Source organism: Streptomyces sp. CO7 (assembly GCF_053474865.1).
This window is the reverse complement of record NZ_JBRIOU010000003.1, coordinates 99,612-107,968: the sequence shown is the minus strand read 5'-3', so window position 1 is coordinate 107,968 and position 8,357 is coordinate 99,612. Positions and strand designations below refer to the sequence as shown.

The window sequence follows — 8,357 nt, the reverse complement described above, 5'->3', positions numbered from 1 at the left end:
GGGCGAAGGTGATCGTCCCGCCGGTCGGCGGGAGGGAGACGATGTCGTTGAGGACGGAGCCGCCGGGCGGCGGCAGGGCGCGGGTCCTGTCTGCGGTCATGAGGTTCCGTCCTCGGGGGCGAGGGTGGCGGCCATGGCGCGGACGGTGTCCATCTCGGCGAACATGTCGAGCGGGATGGTCACCCCGAACCGCTTGCGGACCGCGGTGAGGATGCGCGCGGCGGCGATGGAGTCGCCGCCCAGGTCGGCCAGCCGGTCGTTCACGCCGACCGCGGCCTGGCGCAGCACCGAGCTCCAGATCTCCGTGAGGACCTTCTCCGTCCCGGTGGCGGGCGTGCCGTCGTCCTGGCCGGCGGCCGGGGCGGTGGCGCGGTCGGGCTCTTCCACGGGCAGGGCCGCCAGACGCGCGCGGTCGACCTTGCGGTTGCCGGTGAGCGGGAGTTCGTCGTGCCAGACCACCACGGCGGGGACCATGTAGTCGGGCAGCGTCCGGCGCAGGGGTTCGCGCAGGTCGGCCGCCGAGGGCCGCTCGTCACCGGCGGGGACCAGGTGGGCGACCAGCCTGCTGCCCCGCGCCCCCTGGCCGGGGGTGACCACGGCCTGCGCCACCGCGTCCAGGGCGACCAGCCGGGTCTCGACCTCGCCGGCCTCGATGCGGTAGCCGTTGACCTTGATCTGGAAGTCGCCGCGGCCCATGATCGCGATCTCGCCGCTCGGCAGGTACCGGCCGAGGTCTCCGGTGCGGTAGAGCCGCTCGCGGCGGTCCGCGTCGTGGAAGAACCGCTGGGCGGTGCGTTCCTCGTCCCTCCAGTAGCCGCGGGCCAGGCCGGTTCCGGCGGCGCAGATCTCGCCGGTCACCCAGTCGGGGCAGTCCTGTCCGTCCTGGTCGAGGACGTAGGCCCGGTTGTTGGAGTTGGGCCGGCCGTACGGGATGGACTCGCTGCCGTCCTCGTGCGGGAGGACCGGGTGCAGGATGTTCCAGATGGTGGTCTCGGTGGGGCCGCCGAGGGAGACGACGTCGAGGTCCGGCTCGAGGCGGCGCAGCGCGGCCGGCAGGGCCGGCGGGACGCGGTCGCCGCTCATCATCACCAGGCGCAGGGCGGGCGGCACGGTGTTCTCGGCGAGGGCCTGTTCGTGCAGCAGGCCGACGATGGCCGGCACCGAGTTCCACACCGTCACTCCGGCTTCGGCGCACAGCTCCAGCCAGTGGGAGGGGTCGGCGGCCCGGTCCCGGTCCGGCAGGACCAGGGCGGCTCCGGCGGTCAGCGCCCCGAAGACGTCCCACACCGAGAGGTCGAAGTTGAAGGCGCTGATCGCGAAGAACCGGTCGTCGGCCGTGATGCCGAACCTCTCCCGGCAGTCCTCCACCACGTTGGCGACGCTGCGGTGGCTGACCATGACGCCCTTGGGGGCCCCGGTGGTGCCGGAGGTGTAGAGGACGTAGGCGAGGTCGTCGGGGCCGGCTCCGGGCAGCGGCTGAGGCAGCTCGCCGGTGGGCCCCGCGGGTTCGGTCAGGTCGAGGTGTCGCGTGCGGATCCGGCCGGTCGGGTCCTGCCATCCGGTGCCGGTCAGGACGTGGGTGACCCTGCCGTCGCGCAGCATGTACTCCTGTCGTTCGGCCGGCAGCGCGGCGTCGATCGGCAGGTAGGCCGCTCCGGCGAGGACGACGGCGAGGATGCCCACGATCTGCTCGGGCCCCCGGTGCGTCACCAGGCCGACCAGTTCGTCGCGGCCGACGCCGCCCGCGCGCAGCCATCGCGCGGCGTCCGCGGCGCGGGCCAGGAGCTCGCCGTAGGACAGGCTCCCGCCGGCGGTCACGACGGCCGGGGCGTCGGGCGTGCGGGCCGCCCGGGCGGCGATCGCCTCGCCCGGCATGGTCCAGGCCCGCTCGACGGCGGTGTCGTTGGCGCGGCGGCGGCGCTCGCGCTGGGCGGCGGGCAGCAGGTCGAACGTCCGGCGCCGCCAGGCCTCCTCGTCGGCGAGGGCGGTCAGCAGCGTCCGGTAGCCGTCGGCGAGGTCGTCGAGGAAGCCCTCGTGGAACAGCTCGTCGACGCCGTCGAGCTGGACGACGAGACCGCCGTGCTGCTCCATCGCGAAGGCGTTGAGCCACACCTGGGGGGTCTGGCTGACGGTGAAGGTCTCGCGGCCGAACAGCTCCAGGGTGGAGCCGTCGACGCCGTCGGCGTGCCCGATGGCGCTGTTGAAGGTGAACGGCATCCTGGCGGCGCCCACCGAGCCGCGGTGGCGGGCGATCTCCTGCATGACGTCGGCGCCGGAGAAGTGGTGGTGGTCCAGGTCGCGCCGGAGCCGGGTCTGCAGGGCGCGGGCGCGCTTCTCGAAGGAGACGCCGCGGTCGATCTCCACCTCGACCAGCAGGGTGTCGGAGAACTGGCCGACGGCCTGGAAGATCCGCGGGTGCACGGGCGGCCGGACGGCCACCGTGGTGTTGAGGGTGAAGGCCGTTCCGGCGCCCCAGACGGAGAGCGTCTCCGCGTAGGCGCTCAGCAGCAGCGCCGACGGCGTCAGTCCGGCCTCCGCGGCCCGTTCCTTCACCCGTGCCCAGGTCGCCGCGTCGAGGCGCACCTGCCGCTGGGAGAAGCGCGACCGGCTCAGCGCCGAGGGACTGGTGCGCAGCGGGAGGTCCGGGTGGGGGGCGAGCTTCTCCGCCCGGGCGAGCCAGTAGTCGCGGGAGCGGTGGGCCGGGGCCCGGTCGCGCCCGGCGCGCAGGGCGGCGAGGTAGTCCTCGTAGACGAGTTCGTCGGGGCCGCCGGCCGCCGCGGCGGCGCCGCCCTGCTGCGCCTGGTAGGCCTCGTGCCAGGCGCGGAAGAACAGGAACATGCTGATGCCGTCCATGACGAGGCCGTCGTGGCTGACGTGGAGCACCATCCGGTCGTCGGCGAGCAGGGTCACGTCGACGGCCAGCAGGGGCGTGCGGTCGGCCGGCAGGACCCGGTGCGAGCGCTGCTCGCGCAGGTCGGCGAGGATCCGGTCCTGGTCCTCGGGGCTCTCGCGCCGCAGGTCGAGGCGGCCGATCACCGGCCCGTCGCCGCGGGCCTGCGTGGTCTGCCGGTCGTCGCCGGGGAAGCGGGAGCGCAGCGCGCTGTGCGCGTCCACCACGCCGCGCAGCGCCGTCTGGAGACGGTCGACGTCCCAGCAGCCCTCGATCTCGTGGTAGACGTGGCTGGCCACGTCCCCGATCTCGAAGACGCCGCCGCGGCCGAGCAGGTAGGAGCGCTGGAGGCTGGTGAGGGGGAAGCCGGGGCCGCCGCTCCTCGCCTGCTGGGAGAGGTGGGCGACGAGTTCCTGCTTGGCGTTCCTGACGCGGGAGATGAACCCGGGGTCCATCCGTTCGCGTCCGCCCTGGAGCCTGAGGTCGTCACCGTCGACGGTGACGGAGAGCCCCCGGCTCTCGATCTCGCGGAGGACCTCGAAGAGGCTCATCGGTTTCCTCCGGCGGCGACGCGGGCGGGCTCCTGGGTTCCGGCGCGCCCCTCGACGGTCCGGGCGAGGTCGTCCAGGCTCGTCGAGCCGAGCAGCTCGTCGAGGGTGAGGTCCACGTCGAACTCCTCGAGGATCCGGTACTGGAGGGTCACGGCCTGCAGGGAGCTGAGCCCGGCGCCCACCAGGTCCGCGTCGCCGGAGAGCTCGGTCCCGGAGAGCTGGAGCAGGTCGCGGACGGTGGAGGTGAGCCACTCCCGCACGGCCGGCGAGCCGCCCACGGCCTCGGCGGACCCGGTCGTCTCGTCCGCCGGCGCCTGCGCCTCGGTGACGGAGGCGTCGGTGACGGAGGTACCGATACCTGAGGTGCCGGTGCCGGTGGGCCGGAAGAACACCGCGTCGGTGAGGGTGATCTTCGAGCCGGGGGTGACCAGTTCGACGGTGTCGGGCCAGGCGGAGGGTTCCGGCAGGCCGAGCGCCTCGGCCAGTCGCGCGGCGAAGCGGGGCATGACGGGGGCGGCGGCGTGCGCGAGGAGCCGGGCCGCGGCCAGTTCCAGGGCGAGGGCGGTGCGGGCCTCGCTGTGCCATTCGGTGTCGCGGGCGAGGATTTCCTCCTGGCGGGAGAAGCGCAGGGTGTCGGCGACGATGCCGTCGAGTTCCGCGGCGGCCTGGCTGAGGGAGAAGCCGTCGGACGCCAGGGCGCCGGTGGCGGCGGCGAGCCGGCCGCCGAGCCTGGCCAGGAACGCCGACTGCTCCGGCGTCCAGGTGCCGGCGTCGGGGGCCAGACCGTCGTGGCGTTCCCCGACACGGGAGCCGAGGTCATTGAGCCAGCCCTGCCAGGACCCGATGAGCGTGTCGTTCAGGGTCGCCTCGTAGGCCGCGCGCCGGAAGTCGGTGCGGGAGCCCTCCGGGCGGGTGGAGGAGAGGAAGTAGCGGACGGCGTCGACGGTGTCGGGGTTCAGGATCTCCTTGCCCCAGATGGCGTGGCGCCGGCTGGTGGAGAACTTGGCGCCCTCCAGCAGGTAGAACTCGTTGACGTGGTAGTCGATGTCGGGCGTCCACCGAGGGAAGGCCAGCCGGTACAGGGCCGGGTAGAGGACGGCGTGGTAGAAGCTGTTGTCGTAGCCGAAGAAGTGGACGATCTTCCAGTCCTGTTCCGGCCGGGCGGCGCGCCAGTCCTCCCCGAGGCGCCGGCCGAGTTCCTGGATGCCGTGCAGGAAGCCGTACGACATCTCCGGCCACACCCAGATGACCTGGCCGTCCACGTCGGTCTCGGCCGGCGGCACGCCCCACGAGGAGGGGTGGCTGACCGGGATGTCCAGGGAGGGGCGGGCGAACAGGCGGGCGGCGAGCTCGCGCAGCCGGGCCGGGACGCGTCCCAGGCGGTGGTGGGCGGCGGTCGCGTCGGCGAACTCGTGCAACGGCAGCGTCCAGCGGGCGACCGTGCCGCGCCGGGGCGGGCGGGTGGAGCCGGCGGAGACGGGGTCGACCAGGTCGGTGACCACGTTGGGCTCGCCGCACTCCTCGCAGATGTTGCCGCCGGTGCCCGAACCGCAGGCCGGGCAGCGGCCCTTGACGTCGACCTCGTAGAGGTAGCGTCCGCTGTCCGCGTCGAGGAGGGCCTCGGACTCCGTGACCTTCACGGTGCCGTCGGCGACCACACGGCTGAAGAAGTCCCGCAGGCCGTCCCGGTAGGCGGGGTCCGCGTCGGTGACCGTGTACTGGTCGGGCCGGATGTCCATCAGGGCGAGGGTCGCGGCGATCTCGGCGCTGTAGTGCGCCGCCGTCACGGCGGGCTCGTTGCCCTCGGCGCGGGCGGCGGCCACCACGTAGCTCTGGTAGTCGTCGCTGCCGGTCAGGTGCCAGGCGTTGGTCCCCTGCATCCGCTGTGCGCGGACGAAGACGTCCGCTCCGAGGTAGGGGCCGGAGAGGTGGCCGAGGTGGAGGTCGCCGTTGGGGGTGGGCGGGGTGGAGAAGACGAAGACCGGACGCTCGCCGAAGTTCTTCCGCTCCGTGTTCCCGGCGGACTCCAGGGCGCGGCGGGAGTCGCGCCAGTACTGGGTGAGGAAGACCAGGTCGCCGTCGCCGGTGTTGCGCAGCACGTGCGACTCGAAGGGGTCGAAGACCACGACCGTGCCCGGCTCGACCGGGTGCGGGCGTCCGTCGACGACGATCTCGCCGTGGCCGGCGACGATGACGAACATCTCCGTCTCGTCGTGCTGGTGGCTGTCCGAGGCGGCGCCGGGGACGACCCGGCCCCAGCCGGCGCCGGTGCCCAGCCCTTCGACGTCGCTCATGTCGATGCCGAATGCCTCGGAGAGCACGTTCTCGTCGTACCTGTGGATGATCACGACATGACCTTTCGGGAGGAGGGAAGCGGAAGGAGATCGGCGGTGAGCGCCGCCAGCGCGGGGGCCAGCCGGTAGCCGGAGCCGTTCGCGGCGCCGGCGAAGACGACCCGGCCGTCCTCGGTGAGCGGCCGCACCACCGGCTCCCGCCCCGGGGAGTAGGCGTCGCAGAAGACCCGGCCGGAGCGGCACTCGTCGACCAGGCCGGGCGCGTACCGGCCGAGGATCTCCAGGGCCTCGCGCCGGTTCTGCGGGGAGAGCGTGGAGGGGACGGTGTCGGGGTCGACGTCCCACTCCTGGCAGGTGTAGCTGAACAGCCAGTGGCCGCGGTCGTGGTACGGCAGCAGGAAGGCGTCCTCCTCGTGGAGGACCACCGCTCCGTCGCCGGGGGCCGGGGGCCGTTCGATGTGCAGGGCGACGATCTTCTTCACCCTGACGCCCAGCGGCCCGGTCAGCTCCCGCCAGGCGGGAGCGGCCACCCAGGGGCCGGGGGCGAGGACCACGTGTCCCGCCTCGATCACGTCGCCGGTGCTGAGCCGCAGCCGCACCTCGCCGGCGGCCGGCTCCAGCGCGTCGACCCGCACGCCCTCGCGGAACCGGACGGCGGGACGCAGCCCGGCCGCCAGCACCTGGGTGAGGGAGTGGACGTCCGCGTACTGGCAGCCGTCGGCCTCCCAGACGTCCATGCCCTCGGGGACGCCGCCGAGGATCGCGGGGGCCGCCGTCGCCGGACGCAGCCCGGCGTCCGGCACGTACACCTCGCGCAGTTCCGCCTCCCGGCCGGACGGGGCGATCACCGTCATGGGCAGGCTGTGGATGGGCAGGCCGGGCTGTTCCGCCCTCAGTCGCGCGTACCGCCGCTGGCTGTCGTCGGCCATGGCCCGCACCCGGGACGTCCCGCCACGGGGGAAGTGCAGGCCGGCCGAGCGGCGGCTCGCGCCGCCGGCGACCGCCTCGCGCTCCAGCACGGTCACCGTGGCGTAGGCGTCGCGCCGGACGATCTCCCGGGCGATCAGGCAGCCCAGCACCCCGGCCCCGACGACGGCGTAGTCGGTCCTCTCCGTCATGGTCAGGCCTCCCACTGGCCGACGGCGGCCGCCTTGGTCGACCACTCGACGAAGGAGGGCAGCTGCTCGTCGGCGCGGACGCCGCACAGCCGGTCGGCGATGCGGCGGCTGCGCCAGGCGTTGAGGCTCAGGTTGGGGTCGGCGAGGCCGCGCTGGCCGCGCACGGCGTTCTGCACGAAGAGGCTGCGGTCGGCGGGCCCGTCCCAGTGGACGGCGTAGTCCTCGTCGACCCGCAGCTCGTCCCCCGACCGCTCGAGGCGGTGGGCGATCGGCGCGAGGAACTCCGTCGCGGCCGGCCTGAACCCGGTGGCCCAGACGACCACGTCCGCCTCGAAGTGGTCGGCCGCGCCGGGCTCGTCGGCGTGCCGGACGGTGAGGTCCCAGCCTCCGCCCGCGGCACGGCTGACCTCGGTGACCTCCCGGCAGGGGTGCAGACCGATCAGGTCCTGCCGGCCGTCGATGAAGCGGTGGACGTAGATGCGCTGGTAGATCTCCCGCAGCGTGGACCCGGAGATGCCGTCGCTGGTGAGGATGTGCTCGACGTTGAGCTTGAGCCGGGTCTCCTGCTGCAGCCGGTAGAAGTGGTCGGCGTAGTCCGGCATGTAGTAGTCGTTGGTGAACGGCGTGTCGTCGATCGGGAAGTAGTTCCTGCGCCGCGAGATCCACGAGACCCGGCGGGGCAGGTCGGCGCCGGACCGGGAGATCAGGTTGCTGACGGCCTCCGCGCCGGACTGCCCGCCGCCCACCACCACGACGCGCTTGCCGCCGAGGTCATGGGCCCAGCTCAGGAACTCGTTGACGTGGAACTGCGTGGGGCCCAGGTGCGGGCGGGCCGGCTCGGGAACCCAGGACCTGCTGCCGACGCCGACGACCACGTTGTCCGCGGTCACCTCGGCGCGGTCGGTGCGCACGACGAACCGCCCGCGGTGGAAGTCGACCTCCTGGACCGACTCGCCGAAGCGGATGTTGGGGTTGCGGGAGCTGGCCCACGCCAGGTAGTTGCGCCACTCGCGGCGCGGGATCTCGTCGAACTGCGCGTTGAGGAAGTGGTACACGCGCCCCTGCTCGTGCAGGTAGGCCATGAACGAGAACGGGGACCGGGGGTCCGCCAGACTCACCAGGTCCTTGAACATGGACACCTGGAGGGTGGTGCCGGGTATCTGCTGGTCGTCGTGCCAGCCGAACGCCGCCCTGCGGTCAAGGAACAGGTTGGGCATGTCCGGGAGTTCGTGCAGCAGGGACGCCAGGCTGAGGTTCGCGGGTCCTACCCCGACCCCCACGCACCGGTAGTGCGCCGGGCCGGTCGCGCTCTTGTCTTGCCCCATGGTCGAGCCTCTCCTTCGATACGGATGCGGTGATGAACCGGGGGTGGTGCGGCGGATGGTGACGAACCGGGTCGTTCGATGACGAAACGGGGTCGGTGAGCCGGGTGTGCGGGCAGGCCGGGGCCGCCGCCGGGCCCGCCGGCCCGGTGGCCCCGGCGGTGGCGGGTGGGGTGGTGCGG

General features: G+C 73.4%; 4 protein-coding genes. All 4 read right to left on the bottom strand.

Annotated elements, in window-relative coordinates; all coding sequences use genetic code 11:
- Positions 1-96 precede the first annotated feature (96 nt).
- The 4 genes from ACOV8S_RS10335 to ACOV8S_RS10320 are packed head-to-tail and all read right to left on the bottom strand — an operon-like array spanning position 97 to position 8,178.
- Entirely contained in the window at positions 97-3,441 is a 3,345-nt protein-coding gene (locus ACOV8S_RS10335) for a non-ribosomal peptide synthetase (RefSeq protein ID WP_448317492.1), read from the bottom strand.
- Positions 3,438-5,789 carry a class I tRNA ligase family protein gene (locus ACOV8S_RS10330; protein ID WP_448317491.1) on the bottom strand — a complete coding sequence of 784 codons (2,352 nt, stop codon included), beginning with the start codon at positions 5,787-5,789 and terminating at the stop codon, positions 3,438-3,440. The genes ACOV8S_RS10335 and ACOV8S_RS10330 overlap by 4 nt, the downstream gene beginning before the upstream one ends.
- On the bottom strand, positions 5,786-6,853 hold the full coding sequence (locus ACOV8S_RS10325) for an NAD(P)/FAD-dependent oxidoreductase (protein ID WP_448317490.1): 1,068 nt from the start codon (positions 6,851-6,853) through the stop codon (positions 5,786-5,788). Before ACOV8S_RS10325 ends, ACOV8S_RS10330 begins: the two co-directional genes overlap by 4 nt.
- A gap of 2 nt (positions 6,854-6,855) precedes the next feature.
- Positions 6,856-8,178: a lysine N(6)-hydroxylase/L-ornithine N(5)-oxygenase family protein gene (locus tag ACOV8S_RS10320; RefSeq protein WP_448317489.1), complete on the bottom strand. Its 1,323-nt coding sequence runs from the start codon at positions 8,176-8,178 to the stop codon at positions 6,856-6,858.
- Positions 8,179-8,357 lie beyond the last annotated feature (179 nt).

Coding starts and splice junctions, on each gene's coding strand:
- ACOV8S_RS10325 (WP_448317490.1), bottom strand. CDS start 6,853: ATGACGGAGAGGACCGACTACGCCGTCGTCGGGGCCGGGGTGCTGGGC.
- ACOV8S_RS10335 (WP_448317492.1), bottom strand. CDS start 3,441: ATGAGCCTCTTCGAGGTCCTCCGCGAGATCGAGAGCCGGGGGCTCTCC.
- ACOV8S_RS10320 (WP_448317489.1), bottom strand. CDS start 8,178: ATGGGGCAAGACAAGAGCGCGACCGGCCCGGCGCACTACCGGTGCGTG.